This is a genomic window from Candidatus Deferrimicrobiaceae bacterium, assembly GCA_035256765.1.
Taxonomy (GTDB): domain Bacteria; phylum Desulfobacterota; class Deferrimicrobia; order Deferrimicrobiales; family Deferrimicrobiaceae; genus CSP1-8.
In genome coordinates this window covers 1-1070 of record DATEXR010000193.1, presented here as the reverse complement: position 1 = coordinate 1070, position 1070 = coordinate 1, and the positions used below count along the sequence as shown (strand labels likewise).

Sequence of the window (1070 nt, the reverse complement as noted above, 5' to 3'; positions counted from 1 at the left end):
CCTTTCGTTCCCGATCACCTTCCCGATGACGAGCACCACCTCGTCGAGGTTGAAGGGCTTCGTCAGGTAATCCACGGCGCCCCGCTTCATCGCCCGGATGGCGGTCTCCGCCGTGTCGTCGGAGGTGAGCATGACGACCTGCGTGTCCATTCCGCTCCCCACGATCTCCTCGAGGAGTTCCATCCCGCTCTTCCCGGGGAGCCTGATGTCCAGCAGCACCACGTCGGGGTGGAAGGACCGCACCCTGCTTACGACCTCCTCCCCGCTCGCGTCGGTCTGCACCTCGTACCCTTCGTTTCTCAGCGCCCGGGAAAGCATCGAGAGGATCAGGCCGTCGTCGTCGATAAGAAAAACCCTTCCTTTCGCTCTCATGCTTGCTCCGCTCCGGGGACGCGTTTTGCGGGGAGGTCGATCCGGAATACGGTCCCGCCGGAAGGGTTGTTTTCCGCCTTGATGGAGCCGCCCTGCTGCTCGATCAACTGCCGGCAGATGGCGAGCCCCAGGCCGGTCCCCTTCGGCTTGGTCGTGAAAAACGGCTGGAATATGTTTCCCATGATCCCCTCGTCAATCCCTTTGCCGCTGTCGGATATTTCGATCCGGACGCAATCCGAAAAGGCATCGTATTCCGTCCTGACCGCCAGCACGCCCCCGCCCGGCATCGCTTCGACGGCGTTCAGGAACAGGTTCAGGAAGACCTGTTGCAATTGAAGGGGGTCGGCCACCCTCTCGGGGATGCGGGCGTCCAGGTCTTTCGAGATTTCGATGCCTTCCGGCTTGCCCGGCAGGGATGCCCCTCCAAGGAAGTAGAAATCCATGGTGGCCCGGAGGATGTCGTTCACGTTCACCTTCGCGAACCGGGGCTTGGGAGGTTTGGCGAAGTTGAGAAAGTTCTTCATCAGGACTTCCAGCCGTTTGATCTCATCGGTCACCTTCGCCATGACATCCCGGTCTTCCTTGCTCAATGCCTCCTCCCGGGAGAGGACGTCCATCGCCACCTTGATCCCGGCGAGGGGGTTCTTGATCTCGTGGGCCAATCCCGCTGCAAGTTCCCCCGCAACGACCATCTGCTC

Annotated in this window: 2 protein-coding genes; both read right to left on the bottom strand. The window is 61.4% G+C overall.

Features of this window, described 5'->3' with window-relative positions; genetic code table 11:
• A partial coding sequence (locus VJ307_06495; protein ID HJX73790.1) for a response regulator occupies nt 1-372 on the bottom strand: 372 nt, incomplete at its 3' end.
• A partial coding sequence (locus tag VJ307_06490) for an ATP-binding protein (GenBank protein HJX73789.1) occupies nt 369-1070 on the bottom strand: 702 nt, incomplete at its 5' end. The genes VJ307_06495 and VJ307_06490, both read right to left, overlap by 4 nt.